The following is a 19070-nucleotide window of genomic DNA, read 5'->3' on the forward strand; positions in this document are numbered from 1 at the left end:
TCGCTTCCACTCCCTTCACACCATCACATTCGACGAAAGAGGTAAATCATGACACGCGACGCAGTGATCGTATCGACCGCCCGCACTCCCATTGGCCGCGCTTACAAGGGCGCCTTCAACGCTACTCCGGGCGCGACGCTCGGCTCCTATTCCCTGAAGGCCGCGGTCGAGCGCGCCGGGATCGAAGGTGGCCAAGTCGATGACGTCGTCTGGGGCAGCGCGCTGCAGCAGGGCGCGCAGGCCGGCAATCTCGGCCGCCAGGTGGCGCTGCGCTCGGGCCTGCCGATCTCCGTTTCGGGCATGACCATCGACCGCCAGTGCTCGTCGGGCCTGATGAGCATCGCGACCGCGGCCAAGCAGGTCATTACCGACCGCATGGACATCGTCGCCGCCGGCGGTCAGGAATCGATCAGCCTGGTGCAGACGAAGGAAATGCGCGTCATGCCCGACCCGCAGCTCCTGCAGATGCATAACGCCATCTACATGCCGATGCTGCAGACGGCGGAAACCGTGGCCGACCGCTATGGCATCAGCCGCCAGCGCCAGGACGAATACGCCCTGTCCAGTCAGCAGCGCACCGCCGCCGCACAGGAAGCGGGCAAGTTCGACGACGAAATCGTCGAAGTGACCACCACGATGAAGGTGCAGGACAAGGAATCGGGCGAAATTTCCGACAAGGAAATCACCCTCTCCAAGGACGAGGGCAATCGTCCCTCGACCAATATCGAAGGCCTGCAGAAGCTGAACCCGGTGCTGCCGAACGGTTCGATCACAGCCGGTAACGCCAGCCAGCTTTCCGACGGGTCAAGCGCCAGCATCGTCATGGAAGCGAAACTGGCCGAGAAGATGGGTCTGGAACCGCTGGGCCGCTATGTCGGCATGGCCGTGCACGGGACCGAGCCTGACGAAATGGGCATTGGCCCAATCTTCGCTATCCCGCGCCTGCTCGAACGCTTCGACCTCAAGGTGTCGGACATCGGCCTGTGGGAACTCAACGAAGCCTTCGCCGTGCAGGTGCTCTATTGCCAGGACAAGCTGGGCATCGATGGCGACATTCTGAACGTGAACGGCGGCTCCATCTCCATCGGCCACCCCTATGGCATGACGGGCGCACGCTGCACCGGCCATGCGCTGATCGAAGGCAAGCGTCGCGGCGTGAAATATGTCGTCGTGACCATGTGCGTGGGCGGCGGCATGGGCGCAGCGGGTCTGTTCGAGGTATTCTGACCCACGCCGCACCTTGCACGCAGAAATGAAAAAGGGCGGCCCCGCAAACGGGTGCCGCCCTTTTCTTTTGCGGAGGAATCGCCGGGAGTTCGGCCCGGGCCTGATGCCTCAGGCTTGCTCGGCCATGAAGGCTTCCACAGTCGGCGCTACCTTGCCGCGCCACTTGCTGCCGTTGAAGATGCCGTAATGCCCGGCGCCTTCCGCCAGATAATACTGCTTCTTGGCGCCTTCCAATCCGGTCGCGAGCCCGAGCGCCGCCTTGGTCTGGCCGATGCCGGAAATATCGTCGCGCTCGCCTTCGACCGCCAGGATCGCCGTCTTGTCAATGGCGCCGAGATCGACCCGCTGGCCGCGGTGGGTGAAGGTGCCTTCGGGCAGGGAGTGAGTCTGGAAAACCTCCTCCACCGTCTGCAGATAGAATTCCGCCGTCATGTCGGCGACGCTGCGGTATTCGTCGTAGAAATCCTTCGACAATTGCGCGCTTTCGTCGTCGCCTGCGGTGAGGTGCTTGAACATCTCGTAATGGCTCAGCATGTGATTGCCGAGGTTCATGCTCATGAAACTGGCGAGCTGCAGGAAGCCCGGATAGACGCGCCTTCCGGCACCGGGATAGCTCATCGGCACGGTCGCGATGACGTTCTGGCGAAACCAGCTGAGCGGGCGGTCCATCGCCAGATCGTTGACGGTCGTCGGTGATTTCCGCGTGTCGATGGGGCCACCCATCATCGTCAGCGTGGCGGGCGTGGCGGGGTGATCGTTGCCGTTCATGATTGCCGTCGCGGCCAGAGCCGGAACCGAAGGCTGGCACACCGCCATGACGTGAGGCGCGCGGCCACCATCCTCCTGCGCAATATGGGCGATGAACTCGATCAGGTAATCGATGTAATCGTCGAGGTCGAACTGGCCCTCGCTCAATGGCACCAGCTTGGCGTCGTGCCAGTCGGTGATGTAGACTTCGCAATTCTCGACCATCCGTTCGACCGTGCCGCGCAGCAGGGTGGCGAAATGACCGCTCATCGGGGCGACGATCAGCAGGCGAGGCGCGTCCTTTGGCAGACCTTCGCGGGTGAAGCGGAGCAGGTCGCCAAACGCCTTGTGCATGACGACGGACTGCGTGATCGCCCGGGCTTTTCCGCCGATCTTCACGCTCTCGATACCGAATTCGGGCTTGCCGCGAGTCTGTGCTGCATGGGCGAACACTTCGAGCGCGCTGGCGGCCATGGGGCCCAGCCCGTTGTAGCCGATCGGCAGGCGCGGGTTGGACAGAATCTCGGCGCTGATGGAGGCGATGGCGCTGGCGCTGGATAGCCAGGCACGTTGCAGTTCATAGGCGTGATACAGCATTTGGCGGCCCCTGGAGAATGAATTCAGTCTATTGTGCAGTGCAATATGCGCATCGGAGTTGCTATTTGCAACTTGCCTTGCGGTTTTGGCCACAATGTCGGGCGGGCGGTCTCTGGATTTCGAGCCGCCAGGGGGCTAGAGGAAGCTGCGATGGATCATTCCGAAACCGATCGAGCCGGTAGCGACGATTTCACCCTCTCCCGCGTGCACTCCCGCGGGAAAGGGGAGGCGAACTCCGACGCGCTCCGCCAGGCGAAGGATGCCGCAGAGCCGCAGGATTTCGGCAATGAGGCGGATGCTCAAGCTGCCGAGCCGGACCCGGACGCCAAGGCGAAGTCGCTTGGCCCCTTGCGGATGGTCTGGGACCATGCCCGCCAATATCCGCGCCAACTGGCGTTTGCCTGGGCTGCCCTGCTCGTCAGCGCGCTGGCGACGTTGGGCATCCCCGCTGGTCTGCGTCTCGTGGTCGATCGTGGGTTCGCCGAAGGGGGTGACCCTGCCGATATTGCCCGCTGGTTCCGTTACCTGCTGATGATCGTGATCGTGCTCGGCATCGCCACGGCCTTCCGCTTCTATTTTGTCAGCTGGCTTGGCGAACGCGTGGTGGCGGACATTCGGAGTGCGGTGCATCGGAACCTGATGCGGCTCGCCCCTGCCTTTTTCGAGGAGAATTCGCCCAAGGAGATCTCCTCGCGCATGACGTCGGACACCGCGATCATCGAACAGGTGGTCGGCACCACCGTTTCGGTTGCCCTGCGCAATGCCATCATGGCGATCCTCGGCACGGCCTATCTGTTCTGGCTGGCCCCGGAACTCAGCGTCACCCTGTTCATCGCCATTCCGGTCATCATCATCCCCATCGTCCTGTTCGGGCGGCGGCTTCGCGATGTCAGCCGGTCGAGCCAGGACCGCGTGGCCGATGTGGGCGCGATGGTGTCCGAGGTGCTCGGCGCGATGAAGATCGTGCAGGCCTTCGGGCAGGAACGCCGCGAAGGTGCGCGCTTCGGCGAGGCGGTGGAGGCGACTTTCGACACGGCGAAGAAACGCATCCTGATCCGTGCGGTGATGACCGCGATCATCATCACTCTCGTCTTCGGCGCGCTGACGCTGGTCATGTGGCGCGGCGCGCTGATGGTGGTGAGCGGTGACCTGAGCGGCGGCACCATCGTGGCCTTCGTCATCGCGGGCATCATCGTGGCGGGGGCGTTCGGAGCCTTGACCGAGGTCTATGGCGACCTGCTGCGCGGCGCCGGTGCCGCCAGCCGGCTGGACGAATTGCTGCGCCAGGCTCCCACCATCGCTCCGCCTGCTCGTCCGCTTGCCCTACCGATCCCGCCGCGCGGCAGCCTGTCCTTCCGCAATGTGACCTTCCGCTATCCCACCCGGCCCGAAACCGCCGCGCTGGTGGATTTCTCGCTGGAGGTGGAGCCGGGTGAAACCGTCGCCATTGTCGGCCCCTCGGGCGCGGGCAAGAGCACGATCTTCCAGCTGGCGGAACGGTTTTACGATCCCCAGGCAGGATCAATCCGGCTGGACGGCGTCCCGCTCACCGCGGTCGATCCTGCCGAGATCCGCCAGCGCTTCGCTTTCGTGCCGCAGGACGGGGTGCTGTTTTCCGCCAATGCCCGCGACAATCTGCGTTATGGTGCTTGGGACGCGTCGGAGGATTCGATCCTGGACGCGGCCAGGGCCGCCAATGCGCTACACTTTCTGCAGGAACTGCCGCAGGGCCTCGACACCTATCTGGGCGAGAGCGGAACGCGCATGTCGGGCGGTCAGCAGCAGCGGATCGCCATTGCCAGGGCATTGCTGCGCGATGCGCCCATCCTGCTGCTGGACGAAGCGACCAGCGCGCTGGACGCGGAAAGCGAACAGGCGGTTCAGCAGGCGCTCGACCGGCTGATGCAGCACCGCACGACACTGGTCATCGCGCACCGGCTGGCGACCGTCCGCAAGGCCGACCGCATCGTGGTGATGGAGGCGGGACGCATCGTGGAGCAGGGCACCCATGCGGAACTGTCGCGGGCAGGCGGCCTCTACGCGCGGCTCGCCTCGCTGCAATTCGCCGATGTAGGCGCCTCGTCCTGAGGCAATGGGATTTCACGCGGTGAAGCGCAGCTGCGAGCAATCGACCAACGGCTGTCATCATTCGACAAGCAGATACGCAACAGAAGCACACGAGGTGCGATCGATGCTATACTCCGCCGCATCTCAGCCTTCGTTCAGCATCGCTTTGCTAACAAGGTTCAGAAATAAATAGAAAGATTGGGAAAACATGCTCAGATCTATACTTGCAGCCGGCGTCTGTGCCGCCGCACTCGCCACGGCCAATCCGGCCCTGGCTCAGACCGACAGCCAGAGCACGGCACGAGCCGCGGCAATGCCGACCGTCGATTACGGTACCTGGGGTGTAAACCCCTCCAGCCTCGATCCCGCTGTCGATCCCGGCGACGACTTCTTCGAATATGTGAACGGCAAATGGGTCGCGGAAAACGAGATTCCTGCCGACAAGTCGCGTTACGGTTCGTTCGACGCGTTGAACGAGAAGTCGCGCGAAGATGTCCGCACGCTGGTCGATGAATTGGTTGCGTCCAGCCCCGCGCCGGGCACGCAGGAACGCCGCATCGTCGATGCCTACAACGCTTTCGTGAACACGCAGGCCATTGACGCTGCCGGCCTCGCCCCCGCGCAGCCTTACCTGCAGAAGATTTACGGCGCCAATTCGCTGAACGAACTCGCCATGCTGTTCGAACAGCCGGGCTTCCCCTCGATCATCGGTGGCGGTGTTACGGTCGATCAGAAAGATCCGGACGCCTATATTCCGGCGCTCGGCTTTTCGGTGATGGGTCTGCCCGATCGCGATTATTACCTCGTCGACAATGAGCGGAACGAAACCATTCGCTCCGCCTACAAGGATTACCTGACTTTCCTGCTCGGCAAGGCTGGCTACGAAGATCCCGAGGCATCCGCCGAAGCCGTTTACGAATTCGAACGGCAGGGCGCTCTTCGCGAATGGGACCGTGTTGCCCTGCGCAACAGCGACCTGACCTACAACAAGGTCAGCCGTGCCGAACTGGCGCAGATGGCCGGGGATTTCCCACTCTCCACCGTGCTGTCGCAGATCGGCCTCGACGACGAGCCGTATTTCTCCGTCTCGCAGATTCCGCCCAGCGCGGAAGAAGCCGAGCAACTGGGCCTGACGCCCGAAACGCTGGCCGGTATCGGCGGCGGTGTTCCCGGCATGATGGAACTGCTGACGCAGACGCCGCTCGCGACGCTGAAGGCCTATATGGCCGCGCAGTTCCTGTCGTCCAACGCCAGCGTCCTGCCGAGCGAGATCGACGATGCGCGCTTCGCCTTCTACGGCAAGACGTTGTCGGGTACCGAGCAGCAGGAACCGCGCTGGAAGCGGGCCATCTCCAACACGCAGAGCCAGCTCGGCGAAGTGCTGGGCAAGGCCTATGTCGACCGCTACTTCCCGGCCGAGAGCAAGGCTCAGATGGACGAGCTGGTCGCGAACCTGCGGCTCGCGATGGCGGAAAGCCTGAAGGAAAACGCCTTCATGGGCGCGGCGACCCGTGAACAGGCAATGGCCAAGCTGGCGTCCTTCAACCCGAAGATCGGCTATCCCGACGAGTTCGAGACCTATGAAGGGCTCAACATATCAGGCAACGATCCGCTGGGTAACCGCCTTGCGGCACAGGATTGGCAGCAGAAGGACAATCTGGCCAAGCTGGGCACGCCGGTCGACAAGACCGAATGGTTCATGCTGCCCCAGACGGTGAACGCCTATTACAACCCGACCTTCAACGAGATCGTGTTTCCGGCGGCCATCCTGCAGCAGCCCTTCTTCGGGCCGAATGTCGATCCGGCCGTGAACTACGGCGCGATCGGCGGAGTCATCGGCCATGAAATGGGCCACGGCTTCGACGATCAGGGCGCGAAATACGATGCGTCCGGCAAGCTGCAGAACTGGTGGGCGGAAGAAGACCTCGCCCGCTTCGAAAAGCTGACCAGCGCGCTGGCTGCTCAATATGATGCGTACTGCCCCTATGATGCAGGGGAGACCTGTGTGAACGGCAAGTTCACGCTCGGCGAGAATATCGGCGATGTGGGCGGGCTTTCGATGGCATACCGCGCCTATCGCCTGTCGCTGGACGGCAAGGAAGCGCCGGTGATCGACGGTTTGACCGGCGACCAGCGTTTCTTCCTCGCCTGGGCGCAGGTCTGGCGTTCGATGCAGCGTGAGGAAATGGGACGTCAGCGTCTGCAGACCGATCCGCATTCCCCGGAAATCTACCGTGTCAACGGCGCGGTGCGGAATCTGGACGCATGGTACAAGGCGTTCAACGTGACGCCCGACGACGAATTGTACCTGCCGCCGGAAGAGCGCGTGCGTATCTGGTAAGGCACAGAATACAGGAATAACACGGGGCGGTGCGGGTCAGCTTGACTTGTGCCGCCCTTTCCTTTTGACGAAGCGGCCATGAACCTGACCGTCACCGCACTCCTGCTCGGCCTGCTCGAAGGGGTGGCCGAATTCCTGCCGATCTCCTCGACAGGGCATCTGATCCTCGCGCAGACCTTCTTCGGCTATGACCCCGGGCAATGGCGGCAATTCAACATCGTCATCCAGCTCGGCGCCATTCTGGCGGTCGTCGTCACCTACTGGTCGCTATTCTGGGACATGGGAACGGGGCTGCTGCGGCGCGAGACGAAGGCGCTGCTGTTCACCCGCAACATATTGCTCGCCTTCATGCCCGCGGCCGTGATCGGCCTGCTGGCGGAAGATGCGATCGATGCGATGCTGGAAAGTCCGCTTACCGTTTCCGTCGCGCTGATCCTGGGCGGGATCGCGATCCTCGTGCTGGAGAAGACCATCACTCCCAAGGAAGATGTAGGCGTCGAAGGCCTGTCCTGGCGCATGGCGATCGGCGTCGGGTTCGTGCAGTGCCTCGCCATGATCCCCGGCACCAGCCGGTCAGGCGCCACCATCATGGGCGCCCTGGCGATGGGAGTCGGGCGCAAGACCGCGGCGGAATTTTCCTTCTTCCTCGCTGTGCCGACCATGCTGGGCGCGGCGACGGTGAAGGTGGTGGGCGATCCCGCATTGATGGCGGGCAATGCCGTCATCGGATGGGACGAGATCGCGGTCGGCTTTACCGCCGCATTCATCGCCGCGATGATCGTGATCCGCGCCTTCGTGGCTTATGTATCCAGGCACGGGTTCAAGCCCTTCGCCTGGTATCGCATCGTTGTCGGCAGCGCATCGCTGGCCTGGCTTCTGTTGGCGTGACCTTTCCCTGACTGGCCCCTCTTACGACGCGGCGTAGCGGAATGGGCGATTGTTGCAATCTTGCAACATTCGTACTTTTCGGCGGAATTGCGGGAAACAAGCAGCTATTCAGCCATTATCCTTGTCAGTTGATAAAGGATAAGAAATGGCACTTTTGTTGCTGATTGCCGTCGGCGCTATTCTGGGCTGGCTTGCGGCAATCATCCTGCAGTTGAATGATTTTCAGGGGCTGGCCCTGAACATCGCCGTGGGCATCGGCGGTACGCTGTTGGCTGGTGTCCTGACCAACAGCGAATCCATCCTCTACGGCATCAGCGGCACTGCCCTGCTGCTCTCCGTAATCGGAGCAACCGGTCTTCTCATCGCGATCAACGCATTACGCAAGATCATCGCGCACTGAAACCAAATTACCGGCCCGATTGCTGCTGAAACTGCTCTTGTTCGAATAATGACTATGGCGAAGTTACCTGTCAGACCGGGCTTGCACCGCTCCCGCGTCCACCGCGCAGCAGATATTCCTGTGTTCCGTGCTGCACCACATTGTCGACATCGATCACCGCCGAATTGGCATAGGTGAAGGCAGGCGGCAAAGCGCGATACAGCCGGTCGAAATCCCGTTCCACCGTCTGGCGGTAGAGATCCTCGAAGCTTTCGATAACGAAATAGGTCGGCTGCAGGTCGCTGATGACGTAATCTGTCCGCATCACGCGATCGACATTCAGCATGATGCGGTTGGGCGAAGCTGCCTCGACAGCGAATTTGACCTCGGTCGGACCTGACAGGATGCCAGCGCCATAGGCGCGCAACTCGTCGCCTTCCATCATCAGGCCGAATTCCACCGTGTACCAGTAGAGCGCGCCCAGCGCTTTCAGCCGATTATAGCGCATCGCCTTCCAGCCGGCCTTGCCATATTCCTGCATGTAATCGGCATAAACGGGGTCGGTCAGCATCGGCACATGGCCGAACACGTCGTGAAAGACGTCGGGTTCCTGAATGTAATCGAAGGTTTCGCGCGTGCGAATAAAATTTCCCGCCGGGAACCGCCGGTTGGCCAGGTGCCAGAAGAAGACGTGATCGGGTATAAGCATAGGGACGGGCACGACGCTCCACCCGGTCAGTGCATCCAGTTCTTCAGACAGGCGCGCGAATTCCGGAACGCCGCCACGCCCGAGGTCCAGCTTCTCCAGACCCTGCATGAAGGCCGTGGCCGCGCGCCCCGGCAAAACGCCCATCTGGCGGTCGAACAGATCGTCCCAGATCGCATCGTCATCGCCGTCATAGGACGCCTGCGAAGGCTCCAGCCAGTCGGCGCCGAGATGCTCGGGCTTCTTCAAAGGCGCGGTGAACACGTCCTCCGGCATTTCGGGGAGGGCGGAAAAGTCGCTTTCGGGTTGTACGATCGTAGCCATGATGCGCGGGTTTCTAGCACCCCTGTGCAGGGGTGACAAATGCGATGAAGCCCGCTTGCCCGTCAGGCGGCGCGCTCGATGATCGCCGCCAGCCCCTGACCGCCGCCGATGCACATGGTCTCCAGCCCGTATTGGACCTTCCGCCGCTGCATTTCGTGAGTCATGTCGGCCAGGATGCGCAGGCCCGTCGCGCCGATCGGATGGCCGAGCGAAATGCCCGAACCATTGACGTTGAGAATGTCCATGCGGGCATCGTCCCTGGACCAGCCCCAGCCCTTCAGAACCGCCAGAACCTGCGCCGCGAAGGCTTCGTTGAGTTCGATCATGCCGATATCGTCCCAGCCCATGCCGGTCTGGCGGAACAGGCGCTCGACCGCAGGCACGGGGCCGATGCCCATGCGCGACGGGTCGCAGCCCGCCCCGGCCCAGCCGGTGAACCAGGCGATGGGTTCGACGCCCATCTCCTCCAGCATATCCTCGCCCACCACCAGGCAGGCGGCGGCCGCATCGTTCTGCTGGCTGGCGTTCCCGGCGGTCACGATGGCATCTGGATTGGTCTTGCCCTCCAGGGCGCGCAATTTGCTGAGCGACTCCACACTCGCGTCGGGGCGGACGCCCTCGTCACGGTCGAAGATTACCGGTTCGCCCCGGCGTTGCGGAACGCTGACGGGGACGAGGTAATCGTCGAACTTGCCCGCGTCCCACGCGGCGGCGGCATTGTGCTGCGACCGGACCGCGAAGGCATCGGCTTCCTCGCGCGTGATGCCGTAATCCTTGGCGAGATTCTCGGCAGTCTCGATCATGCCCGCAATGACACCGAAGCGTTCGATGGGCTGGCTCATTACCCGCCCGCGTGTCAGCCGGTCGTGCAGGGTGACGTTGCCCGCGCGCACGCCGTCGCGCAGATCGGTGGTGTAATGTTCGACATTGGACATGCTTTCGACGCCGCCCACTGCCACCATGTCGGCATTGCCGGTCTGGACCATCATCGCCGCATTGGCGAGCGCCTGCAGGCCCGATCCGCAGCGGCGGTCGAGCTGATAGCCCGGCACTTCCAGCGGGAGATCGGCGGCCAGCCACGACCAGTGGCCGATGCAGGGTGCCTCGCCGCTGCCATAGCCTTGGCTAAAAATGACATCATCGACTCGCGCGGCGTCGATCCCGGTGCGTTCGACCAGCGCCTTGAGGATGATCGCGCCGAGTTCGCCTGCCTCGAGCGGGGCCAGCGCGCCGCCGAACTTGCCCACGGCGGTGCGGATTGGGCTGACGATGGCGGCACGGCGTAAGGGGCGGGTGGTCATGGCAAATCCTTTATCTGCGAGGCGTCATGGGCGATGTTGCGATCGACAAGGTCACCGATCACGCGCGATGACAGGCCGAGCCTTTCTGCGAGCACCTGTTCGGTGTGCTGCCCGTTGCGCGGCGCGGCGGCGGGCCGGCTGCGCGGCGCCCCCGCTAGATTGGCGAAGGCGCCGTTGGCGGGATAGTCGAATCCGCTGGGATTGGGTGGCGACGTGCCGAACAGCGGATTTTCGGTAACCAGTTGCGGATCGCGGGCGGCCTCGTAGGGCGTGCGATAGCGGCTGAAAGTCGCGCCTGCCGCCTCCAGCGCGGCGAGTACGTCGTCCGAGGTGCGGGAAGCGATGCGCGGTTCGACCAGCGCGAACAGTTCTTCGCGGTGAACGTAGCGATTGTGATCGCTGGGCGCGAATTCTACCCCGTGCATTGCTTCGATCTCCGCGACCTCAGCCGCGATATTCAGCACCGAGACGATAGCGTTCCATTGCTTTGAAGTGAGCGCGGCGAGCATGATCCGCTCCCCGTCGCGCGTGGTGAAATCGCGGCCCCAGGCACCCCAGATATCGTTGCCCTGCCGGTCGCGGTCGCCCTGCTGATACAGCACCTCGGCAATGCCGCCGAGCATACCGACCGTGCCGATGGCGACATCGCCCAGCGGCACGCGAATTTCCCCGCCGCCGCCGCCCGCCTCACGTTTGCGCAGGGCGGCGAGCAAGGCGAAAGCGGAATAGGCCCCGGTCAGCAGATCCCACGCGGGCAGGGCATGATTGACCGGGTGTTCGCGCCCGTCTTGGTCCTTCTTGCCGGTCAAATATGGATAACCGACGGCGGCGTTGACGGTGAAATCCATCGCCTGGGCGCCATCGGCCCAGCCCATGATCCGCAGGGTGATCATGTCAGGATCGCCATGCGCCACAACATCATGCGACAGGAAGCTGTTCTGCGGAAAATTGGTGATCAGCTGCCCGGTGGCGCGGGCCAGTTCGACCAGCAGTTCCCGCCCTTCGCCGCTGCGCAGGTCCAGCGCCACGCTGCGCTTGCCGCGATTGAGGTTCTCCCAGGCAAGCGAATGGTTCTCGTCCGTTACGTGATAGCGCGTGAAGTCCGGCCCGCCGCCGATCTGGTCGACACGCACGACATCCGCGCCCATCTGCGCGCAATAGAGCCCTGCGGTGGGAGAGGCGACGAAGCTGGACGCCTCGATGATCGAAAGGCCGGAAAGCATGTCCTGCATGACGTGCGTTTCCCGCCCTATCTTTGCGCCCCGGCGGCGAAGTCGCGCAGCATGTTCTTGGCGATCACCAGTTGCAGGATCTGCGTGGTGCCTTCGTAGATCGTGTAGATGCGGCTGTCGCGATAGAAGCGCTCCGCCTCATATTCCGCCAGATAGCCCGCGCCGCCATGCACCTGCACGCAGCGGTCGGCGATGCGGTTGCACATTTCGGAACAGAACATCTTCGCCGATGCGGCCTCGATGATGCTCTTCTCCTTCGCATCCACCCGCGCCGCCGCATCGCGCAACATGCATTCCCCGGCATAGAGTTCGGCCCGGCTGTCGGCCAGCATCGCCTGGATCAGCTGAAATTGAGAGATCGGTTCACCGAATGCCTGCCGTTCGGTCGAATAGCGCAGCGCGGTGTCGAGGATGCGCTTGCCATAACCGCAACTGGCAGCGGCGATGGACAGGCGGCCATTGTCGAGGCTCTGCATGGCGAAGCGGAATCCCTGGCCTTCCTCGCCGCCTAGCAAGGCGTCTGCGGGTAGGCGCACGTCGTCGAGCATGACGTCCGCGATGTGGCTGCCGGACTGGCCCATCTTCTTGTCCGGCTTGCCGACCGACACGCCATCCGTGTCCATCGGCACCAGGAAGGCGCTGACATGGGCGTTCTTGGGCTGGTTCTCTTTCGAAGTGCGGGCCATGATGAGGCCCAGCTTCGCATGCGGCGAGTTGGTGATATAACGCTTGGTGCCGTTCAGCACCCATTCGTTGCCATCCATGCGCGCGGTGGTCTGCATCGCGGCGGAATCGGAGCCCGATCCCGGCTCCGTCAGGCCGAAGCAGGCGATTTCGCCAGCGGCGAGGCGGGGCAGCCATTCCTGCTTTTGCGCTTCGGTTCCGCCGTTCTTCAGCGCGGAACAGACCATGCCGATGTTGATCGAGATGATCGAACGATAGGCAGGCAGCGCATAGGACAGCACGCGGATCGTTTCGACATATTGCGCCGTGTTCATCGCCGCACCGCCATATTCTTCCGGCATGGTCAGGCCGAACAGGCCCATGTCGCGCATCTCGTCGAGGATGTCCTCGGGGATGCGGTCGTTTGCGATGATGTCTTCCTCGGCCGGGATCAGCCGTTCGCGGACATAGCGTTCAAGCTGTTCGATGAACTGTCCGAAGGTCTCCTGGTCCATTCCGTGCTCGGCCATGGGTAATCCTCTCTCGAATCGTTTCAGGGGGTCGCTGTTTTCGCAGCTTCGGCTGGTGTGTCGGCGGCGTCTTCGGGCCGTTCGCGCAGCATCGTTGCAGCCTCTTCAAGGGCGCGCGCTTCGTCGGGGCCGACCTCGTCCACCACGCTTTCTTCAGCCGCTGGGGCGCATCCGGCGACAAGCGTCAGCAATGCGGCGAGGCCGGCCGGGGGTGCAAAGCGAAGCATTGCGGCCACCATAGCGCGCGATGGGCAAAGGAAAAGCGGGGGAATCGCTGCTGCGACGCCCCCGCTTCCGATCCTTTCGTGCCGACGCTACGGCACTGGCGCTTCACGCGGGCAGATCGCCGCGTAAAAATGATGCGCTGCTTATTCCATCCGGTCTTCGGCGGTGGCGGTCGCGGCCTCGGCGGCTGCGGCCTGCGCGCGAGCGGCGACATCCGCGGCGCTTGTCGCAGCGGTCTCGGCGCGCACCTGCTCGCTTTCGGTCACGGCAGCCGGGTTTTCCATGGTTTCGGTATCGATGACCGGCTCGTTGATGGCGGGGTCGGCGACGGGGGCTTCGACAATTGGAGCCATCGCATCGTCTGCCGGGATCTCGACATTGTCGGCCATCGCTTCTTCGTTGGCATCGTCGGCGGAACCGCAGGCGGCGAGGGCGAACAGCGTGGCCGAGGCAATGGCGGCGCGAGCGAGTTTCTTCATGGGGGCAATCTCCGTAATGGTAAAAGAGGGTGCCGCGCCGGTGTGTGCACTACCGCCGCAACGTGCAGCGCCTTGTAGCGGGGCGAAAAGCTGCTGGAAATGCAAAAAACGCGCGCCGCGCCATTCACCCCCAGCCGCCGATCTGTCACAGGCGGCAGATGGATTCCCCCTCGTCCGACATTGCCCCATCGCCAGGCAGCGCCCCGCCTTCCGAGATTGCCGCGCGCGAGGCCCTGCGCCGCATCTTCGGGTTCGATGATTTTCGCGGAGTTCAGCCGCAGGTGGTCGAACGTGTGCTGGGCGGACAGTCCACGCTCGCGGTCATGCCGACAGGCGCAGGCAAGTCCCTGACCTACCAGCTTCCGGCGACGATGCTGCGGGGCACCTGCCTCGTCATCAGCCCGCTGATCGCCCTGATGCACGACCAGTTGCGCTCGGCACGCGAGAACGGCATCCGCGCCGCCACGCTGACAAGCGCCGATGCCGATTGGCGCGAGACGCAGGATGCGTTCCGGGCAGGCGAGCTGGATCTGCTCTATGTCGCGCCGGAACGGGCGAGCCAGCCCGGTTTCCGCGACATGCTGACCGCCGCGCCGCTCGCCCTGTTCGCCATCGACGAAGCGCATTGCGTTTCCGAATGGGGCCATGATTTCCGCCCCGATTACCGCCAGCTGCGCCCCCTCATGGATGCATTCCCCGATGTGGCGCGCCTGGCACTGACGGCAACGGCGGATGCGCATACCCGCGCCGATATACTGACGCAGCTGGGCATTCCCGAAGCAGGTTTGATCGTCGCCGGGTTCGACCGGTCCAACATAACCTACGCCATCCGCCCGCGAGACGGCCTGCAGCGGCAATTGGCACAGGTGATGGCCGATCACCCCGGCCCCGGCATCATCTACGCCCCCACCCGCCGCAAGGTGGAGGAACTGGCGGACAGCCTCGCATCCGCCACGCAGCGAGACGTTCTGCCCTATCACGCAGGGCTGCCGCCCGAGCGCCGCGCCGCGAACCAGGCTGCTTTCGTCGCGAGCGAGGACATGGTGATGGTCGCCACCATCGCCTTCGGCATGGGCATCGACAAGCCCGATGTGCGCTTCGTCGCTCATGCGGGCATTCCGAAGAGCATCGAGGCCTATTACCAGGAGACGGGCCGCGCCGGCCGGGACGGCGATCCGGCGCAGGCAGTCATGCTGTGGGGCGCGGGCGATTTCGTGCAGGCGCGCAGCCGTTTGCAGGAACTGGACGCCGCACGGCAGGCGGGGGAGCGCACGCGGCTGGACGTGCTAGCCGGGCTGGTGGAGGCGCCGGGTTGCCGCCGCGCCATTTTGCTCCGCCATTTCGGCGAAGACCCGCCGCCGCAATGCGGCAATTGCGACAATTGCCTGAACCCGCCCGCGATGGTGGATGCCAGCGAGATGGCGCGCAAGCTGCTCTCGGCGGCTTATCGGACAGGGCAGAGCTTCGGCTTCGGCCATCTGCAGAAGGTTCTGACCGGCGCGTCGGACGAACGGATTGAACAGCGCGGGCACGACCGGCTGAGCGTGTTCGGCATCGTGGATCCGGGCGAGGCGCCGCTGCTGCGCCCCTTGGCCCGCGCCTTGCAAGCGCGCGGGGCGTTGGTGGCGACCGATCACGGCGGGCTGGCGCTGGGCGGCGATGCGCGCGCGATCCTGAAAGGCGAGCAGGCGGTGGAGATGGTCCTGCCGCCGAAGAAGGAGCGGCGCAGCGGCAGGGGGCGGGGCGGGGCGCGGGACAATGCCGCGAACCCGGTCGGGGATCCGCTGTTCGATGCCTTGCGCGAATTGCGCCGCGAACTGGCGCAGGAGGCGCAGGTGCCGCCCTACGTCATCTTCCACGATTCCACCCTGCGCGAGATGGCCGCGAATCGGCCCGACAGCCGCGATGCCCTGTCGCGCATCGCCGGAGTGGGGGCAAAGAAGCTGGAAGCCTATGGCGACGCCTTCGTGGCGGCGATCCGCAATGCGGATTAGACCTGGAGGGATTGGGCTTGACACTCCGTTAACCATTCTCGTTCAGGTTGCCGTCCATGGATAAGCCCGCCCGAACCCCGCCGGAACGCGAACCTGCAGAGCGCATCTCGCTTGCGTGGCCGCTTGCACTGGCGGCGCTTGCCGTCGCGGCCATTCCGATGGCGGCGCTGATGGCGCAGGAGAACGCCGCGGCATTTACCGTCACCGAAACCGGGCGCGGCTTCGCCAATCTTCAGGACGCCGTCGATTCCATCGGCGATGCCACCGGCACGATCGCCGTCGCGCCCGGGATCTATCGCCAATGCGCGGTGCAGCAGGCGGGGCGCGTTTCGTATTTCATCGCCGGACCCGGCGCGGCGATCTTCGATGGCACGACCTGTGAAGGCAAGGCGGCGCTGGTGCTGCGCGGGCGCGAGGCAAATGTCGTGGGCCTCACCTTTCGCGGCATGGCCGTGCCCGACACCAATGGCGCCGGCATCCGGCTGGAGCGTGGCGATCTGACGGTGGCGCAAAGCCGTTTCGAAGACAGCCAGCAGGGCATCCTCACCGCCGACGATCCGGCCTCCGTCATCATCATCGACAAATCGACCTTTAGCGGGCTGGGCACCTGCGAAGGGGCGGGCGGCTGCGTCCATTCCATCTATGTCGGCGATTACGGCATGCTCCGCGTCACGCGCAGCCGGTTCGAAGCCGGCACCGGCGGCCATTACGTCAAGGCGCGGGCGGGCCAAGTGGAGATCGCGAACAACAGCTTCGACGATTCGCAGGGGCGCGGCACCAATTACATGATCGACCTGCCCGCAGGCGCTTCCGGTTCGATCACCGACAATTGGTTCGTGCAGGGCCGCGACAAGGAAAATTATTCCGCCTTCATTGCCATCGCCGCGGAACAGCAGAACCACAGCGCCGATGGTTTGCGGATCGCAGGCAATGATGCGCGCCTCGTACCCGATCTGGCGCGCAACACCACTTTCGTCGCAGACTGGTCGGGTGACCGGCTGGATATCGGCGAAAACCGGCTTGGCGTGGGGCTGCAGGCCTTCGAACGCCGCTGACTGGCCGGAAAGCCTGGCCGGAACCGCGCTTGCTCCCCGTCCGTTGACGGCAAAAGGAGTATGGCATGGCAGGCGGGTGGACGCGTGATGGCGCGGTTCAGGACCAGATCGACGACACGGTAAGCGACGCGGTTGCTGCCGCACGGGCGCGCATGGCTGCGGCCAGCGCCTCCGGTTTGGGGGCGAGATATTGCGACGATTGCGGCGAGGCTATAGCGGCAAAGCGGCGCAAGGCGCTCCCCGGCACCCGCACCTGCATCAATTGCCAGGGGACACGCGACGGACAGGTGCGGCATAGCGCGATGAATCGCCGCGGCAGCAAGGACAGCCAGCTTCGATGAGTATTGTGAGCAAACCCTTCGTCTGGTTGCAGCATGCCCTGCCCCATCATGGTCTGTCCCGTTTCGCCGGGCGCTTCGCCGCCAGCGAGAATCCGTGGATCAAGGATCTGCTGATCCGGCGTTTCATCCTCGCTTATGATGTCGACATGGGCGAAGCCGAACGGCCCGAGCGCGATTACAAGAGCTTCAACGACTTCTTCACCCGCACACTGAAGCACGACGCCCGGCCCATCGCCGATGCCTCGCGCCACATCGTCAGCCCGGCGGATGGCGCGATCAGCCAGCTTGGCCGCATTACCGACGGGCGCATCGTGCAGGCCAAGGGACGCGACTTTTCGGTGCGCGAATTGCTGGGCGGCGATGCCGATCTGGCGCGGCGGTTCCACAATGGCCAGTTCGCGACGATCTACCTGTCTCCGCGCGATTATCACCGCGTCCACATGCCCGTTTCGGGAACGCTGGCCAGCACCACCTATGTGCCGGGGCAGCTATTTTCGGTCAATGCCGCGACGGCGCAGGGTGTCGAGGGGCTGTTCGCCCGCAACGAACGGCTCGCCTGCATCTTCGATACGGAACTCGGCACGGTGGCGAGCGTGATGGTCGGCGCGATGATCGTGGCGGGCATCGAAACTTCTTGGTCCGGCCCGGTCGAACCGCATGGCAAGGCGCTGATCCGCTCCGTTCTTGCGGAAGCGGAAGGCGGGGAAGCGCCGTCCTACGAAGCAGGGGACGAGATGGGCAAGTTCCTGCTCGGTTCGACCGTCGTGCTATTGTTCGAGGAAGGCCGCATCGAATGGCTGGCCGACTTCCGCCCCGGCGACAAGGTGCGCATGGGGCAGGCCATCGCTCGCCGCCTGGACGCGGAATAGCAACGCGCGCCGGTTCAGCGCAGCAAATGCCCGGCGCGGTCGCGCTTGGTATCGAGATAGCGGGCGTTGTGCGGATTGGCCGGCAGCTGGTGTGCCACCCGCTCGACGATACGCGTACCCGCCTGTTCCAGCGCCGTGACCTTCGCCGGATTGTTCGTCATCAGCCGCACTTCCCTTATATTCAGCAGGTCGAGCATCCGCGCCGCGACCGGGAAATCGCGCGCCTCTTCGGGTAAGCCGAGCCGGCGATTCGCGTCCACCGTGTCGAAGCCCTGATCCTGCAATTTGTAGGCGCGCATCTTGTTGACGAGGCCAATGCCGCGCCCTTCCTGCCGCAGATACAGCAACACGCCCCAACCGCCATTCGCCGCTTCCTCTGCCATGGCGGCGAGCGCTGCATCGAGCTGCGGCCCGCAATCGCATTTAAGGCTGCCGAGGATGTCGCCTGTCAGGCATTCGGAATGCAGCCGGATCAGGGGCACGCGGTCGCCATTCTGCTGGCCGATGATCAGGGCAACATGTTCGCGCAGATCGTCGGGGCTGCGGAAGGCGACGATTTCCGTATCCTCTGCCGCTGCGACCGGAAGCCGGGCGCGAGTGGCGATGGCGAGGCGGGCCGGGTCGGCAAAGGCGTCGAGATCGGCGGGCGATACGGGCTGCGCCTCGCCTGCATTGGACGGATCAACCATGAAGGCGGGAAGAATGCCGGCGATACGCGCAAGTTCCAGCGCCGCGACCGCGGCATCGTGCCACGGCAGCGGGGCCGCGCGGAAGGGACCCTTCATGGGTGAGGCAAGATCGAGAGCGGGGTCGGCGACCGCCAGGGCGGCGGAGAGGTCGAAATGTTCCACGCCGGACATCAGCACCGGCGCGTGCGGCGCCGCGGCTGCGCGCTGGTTGCCAAGCTTCAGCGTCGCCGCGCGGGCCGCTGAGATGAGCAGGAACTCTGCTCTCGCTTGCGATGCAATCGCAGTTTCGACGGGCAGCAGGATACGCATTGCGGCTTGCGAGCCGTCCTGCGCCGCACATTCGACTGCAAGAGGCCAGCCGTGGCGCAAGGCATCGACCGCCAGCGCCACCCGGCGCGACGGGGAGGGGGACATGG

The 19070-nt window shown here is 64.2% G+C and carries 17 protein-coding genes; 9 read left to right on the plus strand and 8 right to left on the minus strand.

Translation table 11 applies throughout. The features are described 5' to 3' along the window. Positions 1-48: 48 nt before the first annotated feature. A complete protein-coding gene (locus tag G7A66_RS12325; RefSeq protein WP_174295917.1) occupies positions 49-1227 on the plus strand; it encodes an acetyl-CoA C-acyltransferase in 1179 nt (392 codons plus the stop codon). Positions 1228-1335: 108 nt separating this feature from the next. Here the strand turns inward: G7A66_RS12325 and G7A66_RS12330 are convergent, their stop codons facing one another. Beyond that, positions 1336-2571, minus strand: coding sequence for a polyhydroxyalkanoate depolymerase (locus G7A66_RS12330; protein ID WP_174295918.1), 1236 nt, complete (start codon positions 2569-2571; stop codon positions 1336-1338). Between the two features lie 354 nt (positions 2572-2925). Here G7A66_RS12330 and G7A66_RS12335 point away from each other — a divergent pair, with 354 nt between their 5' ends. From G7A66_RS12335 to G7A66_RS12350, 4 genes are all read left to right on the plus strand, one after another. Continuing rightward, the gene (locus G7A66_RS12335) at positions 2926-4659 is read left to right on the plus strand and encodes an ABC transporter transmembrane domain-containing protein (RefSeq protein WP_232366877.1); all 1734 of its coding nucleotides are present in this window, start codon (positions 2926-2928) and stop codon (positions 4657-4659) included. 187 nt (positions 4660-4846) lie between these two features. Further along, positions 4847-6979 (plus strand): M13 family metallopeptidase, encoded by a 2133-nt coding sequence (locus tag G7A66_RS12340; RefSeq protein WP_174295920.1) that lies wholly within the window; start codon positions 4847-4849, stop codon positions 6977-6979. Positions 6980-7057: 78 nt separating this feature from the next. Continuing rightward, entirely contained in the window at positions 7058-7867 is an 810-nt protein-coding gene (locus G7A66_RS12345) for an undecaprenyl-diphosphate phosphatase (protein ID WP_174295921.1), read from the plus strand. A gap of 145 nt (positions 7868-8012) precedes the next feature. After that, positions 8013-8267, plus strand: a complete 255-nt coding sequence (locus G7A66_RS12350; RefSeq protein WP_206675184.1) for a GlsB/YeaQ/YmgE family stress response membrane protein — start codon at positions 8013-8015, stop codon at positions 8265-8267. A gap of 70 nt (positions 8268-8337) precedes the next feature. Here G7A66_RS12350 and phhA read toward each other — a convergent pair whose 3' ends face one another. The 6 genes from phhA to G7A66_RS12380 form a co-directional block, all read right to left on the minus strand. Further along, entirely contained in the window at positions 8338-9276 is a 939-nt protein-coding gene (gene phhA / locus G7A66_RS12355; protein ID WP_174295923.1) for a phenylalanine 4-monooxygenase, read from the minus strand. 62 nt (positions 9277-9338) lie between these two features. Then, entirely contained in the window at positions 9339-10577 is a 1239-nt protein-coding gene (locus tag G7A66_RS12360; protein WP_174295924.1) for an acetyl-CoA C-acetyltransferase, read from the minus strand. Beyond that, positions 10574-11809 carry a CoA transferase gene (locus G7A66_RS12365; protein ID WP_174295925.1) on the minus strand — a complete coding sequence of 412 codons (1236 nt, stop codon included), beginning with the start codon at positions 11807-11809 and terminating at the stop codon, positions 10574-10576. Before G7A66_RS12365 ends, G7A66_RS12360 begins: the two co-directional genes overlap by 4 nt. A gap of 17 nt (positions 11810-11826) precedes the next feature. Further along, on the minus strand, positions 11827-13002 hold the full coding sequence (locus G7A66_RS12370; protein WP_174295926.1) for an acyl-CoA dehydrogenase family protein: 1176 nt from the start codon (positions 13000-13002) through the stop codon (positions 11827-11829). A gap of 23 nt (positions 13003-13025) precedes the next feature. Further along, on the minus strand, positions 13026-13241 hold the full coding sequence (locus G7A66_RS12375) for a hypothetical protein (RefSeq protein ID WP_174295927.1): 216 nt from the start codon (positions 13239-13241) through the stop codon (positions 13026-13028). A gap of 129 nt (positions 13242-13370) precedes the next feature. Further along, positions 13371-13706 (minus strand): hypothetical protein, encoded by a 336-nt coding sequence (locus tag G7A66_RS12380; RefSeq protein ID WP_174295928.1) that lies wholly within the window; start codon positions 13704-13706, stop codon positions 13371-13373. Positions 13707-13864: 158 nt separating this feature from the next. On the opposite strand from G7A66_RS12380, the gene recQ reads away from it, so the two are divergent. From recQ to asd, 4 genes are all read left to right on the plus strand, one after another. After that, complete coding sequence (gene recQ, locus G7A66_RS12385; RefSeq protein WP_174295929.1) at positions 13865-15700, plus strand: DNA helicase RecQ; 1836 nt, start codon at positions 13865-13867, stop codon at positions 15698-15700. A 56-nt stretch (positions 15701-15756) separates the two neighbouring features. After that, entirely contained in the window at positions 15757-16755 is a 999-nt protein-coding gene (locus tag G7A66_RS12390; protein WP_174295930.1) for a right-handed parallel beta-helix repeat-containing protein, read from the plus strand. A 65-nt stretch (positions 16756-16820) separates the two neighbouring features. Further along, on the plus strand, positions 16821-17096 hold the full coding sequence (locus tag G7A66_RS12395) for a DksA/TraR family C4-type zinc finger protein (RefSeq protein WP_174295931.1): 276 nt from the start codon (positions 16821-16823) through the stop codon (positions 17094-17096). Then, a complete protein-coding gene (gene asd, locus G7A66_RS12400) occupies positions 17093-17965 on the plus strand; it encodes an archaetidylserine decarboxylase (RefSeq protein ID WP_206675185.1) in 873 nt (290 codons plus the stop codon). The genes G7A66_RS12395 and asd overlap by 4 nt, the downstream gene beginning before the upstream one ends. Positions 17966-17979: 14 nt before the next feature. Here asd and ribA read toward each other — a convergent pair whose 3' ends face one another. Beyond that, positions 17980-19068, minus strand: a complete 1089-nt coding sequence (ribA, locus tag G7A66_RS12405; RefSeq protein ID WP_174295932.1) for a GTP cyclohydrolase II — start codon at positions 19066-19068, stop codon at positions 17980-17982. Positions 19069-19070 lie beyond the last annotated feature (2 nt).

Origin of the sequence: Alteripontixanthobacter muriae (assembly GCF_013336795.1) — a bacterium.
Classification (GTDB): Bacteria; Pseudomonadota; Alphaproteobacteria; order Sphingomonadales; family Sphingomonadaceae; genus Pseudopontixanthobacter; species Pseudopontixanthobacter muriae.

What these genes read in the sequence shown, in the direction of transcription:
- G7A66_RS12325 (WP_174295917.1), top strand. Translation starts at nt 49, where the DNA reads ATGACACGCGACGCAGTGATCGTATCGACCGCCCGCACTCCCATTGGC.
- G7A66_RS12330 (WP_174295918.1), bottom strand. Translation starts at nt 2,571, where the DNA reads ATGCTGTATCACGCCTATGAACTGCAACGTGCCTGGCTATCCAGCGCC.
- G7A66_RS12335 (WP_232366877.1), top strand. Translation starts at nt 2,926, where the DNA reads ATGGTCTGGGACCATGCCCGCCAATATCCGCGCCAACTGGCGTTTGCC.
- G7A66_RS12340 (WP_174295920.1), top strand. Translation starts at nt 4,847, where the DNA reads ATGCTCAGATCTATACTTGCAGCCGGCGTCTGTGCCGCCGCACTCGCC.
- G7A66_RS12345 (WP_174295921.1), top strand. Translation starts at nt 7,058, where the DNA reads ATGAACCTGACCGTCACCGCACTCCTGCTCGGCCTGCTCGAAGGGGTG.
- G7A66_RS12350 (WP_206675184.1), top strand. Translation starts at nt 8,013, where the DNA reads ATGGCACTTTTGTTGCTGATTGCCGTCGGCGCTATTCTGGGCTGGCTT.
- phhA (WP_174295923.1), bottom strand. Translation starts at nt 9,276, where the DNA reads ATGGCTACGATCGTACAACCCGAAAGCGACTTTTCCGCCCTCCCCGAA.
- G7A66_RS12360 (WP_174295924.1), bottom strand. Translation starts at nt 10,577, where the DNA reads ATGACCACCCGCCCCTTACGCCGTGCCGCCATCGTCAGCCCAATCCGC.
- G7A66_RS12365 (WP_174295925.1), bottom strand. Translation starts at nt 11,809, where the DNA reads ATGCAGGACATGCTTTCCGGCCTTTCGATCATCGAGGCGTCCAGCTTC.
- G7A66_RS12370 (WP_174295926.1), bottom strand. Translation starts at nt 13,002, where the DNA reads ATGGCCGAGCACGGAATGGACCAGGAGACCTTCGGACAGTTCATCGAA.
- G7A66_RS12375 (WP_174295927.1), bottom strand. Translation starts at nt 13,241, where the DNA reads ATGGTGGCCGCAATGCTTCGCTTTGCACCCCCGGCCGGCCTCGCCGCA.
- G7A66_RS12380 (WP_174295928.1), bottom strand. Translation starts at nt 13,706, where the DNA reads ATGAAGAAACTCGCTCGCGCCGCCATTGCCTCGGCCACGCTGTTCGCC.
- recQ (WP_174295929.1), top strand. Translation starts at nt 13,865, where the DNA reads ATGGATTCCCCCTCGTCCGACATTGCCCCATCGCCAGGCAGCGCCCCG.
- G7A66_RS12390 (WP_174295930.1), top strand. Translation starts at nt 15,757, where the DNA reads ATGGATAAGCCCGCCCGAACCCCGCCGGAACGCGAACCTGCAGAGCGC.
- G7A66_RS12395 (WP_174295931.1), top strand. Translation starts at nt 16,821, where the DNA reads ATGGCAGGCGGGTGGACGCGTGATGGCGCGGTTCAGGACCAGATCGAC.
- asd (WP_206675185.1), top strand. Translation starts at nt 17,093, where the DNA reads ATGAGTATTGTGAGCAAACCCTTCGTCTGGTTGCAGCATGCCCTGCCC.
- ribA (WP_174295932.1), bottom strand. Translation starts at nt 19,068, where the DNA reads ATGTCCCCCTCCCCGTCGCGCCGGGTGGCGCTGGCGGTCGATGCCTTG.